This window comes from Paraclostridium dentum, assembly GCF_012922555.1.
Classification (GTDB): domain Bacteria; phylum Bacillota; class Clostridia; order Peptostreptococcales; family Peptostreptococcaceae; genus Paraclostridium; species Paraclostridium dentum.
This window is the reverse complement of the sequence record NZ_WIPK01000168.1, coordinates 1-357: the sequence shown is the minus strand read 5'-3', so window position 1 is coordinate 357 and position 357 is coordinate 1. Positions and strand designations below refer to the sequence as shown.

Annotated in this window: 1 protein-coding gene; it reads left to right on the top strand. The window is 44.5% G+C overall.

What is annotated here, in order from left to right; all coding sequences use genetic code 11:
• Positions 1-52: 52 nt before the first annotated feature.
• The coding region (locus GFJ41_RS21265) for a multicopper oxidase domain-containing protein (protein ID WP_264318561.1) at positions 53-357 on the top strand (305 nt) is incomplete at its 3' end.

The following is a 357-nucleotide window of genomic DNA, read 5'->3' as shown; positions in this document are numbered from 1 at the left end:
GCACCGCACAGACACCATTAGCCTCTTCCCAGCTACATTTGTTAGTGTAGTAATGGAGGCAGACAACCCTGGACAGTGGCTGTTGAGCTGCCAGGTTAATGATCACCTGGAGGCGGGCATGCAGGCATTTTTTGAGATCAAGAAATGTTTTCCGGCTGTGCATAAGCCCAGGCCATTTGGAGAAGTCCGACAATACTACATTGCTGCCGAAGAAGTTATCTGGGACTATGGACCTACACAAATTAACCAATACACTAGCACTAAGCTACCAGATGACAGTAATTCTGGCATATTTTTTAATAATCGTAATGATTGCATTGGAGGGAAATATAAGAAAGTCCGGTATGTGGAATACAC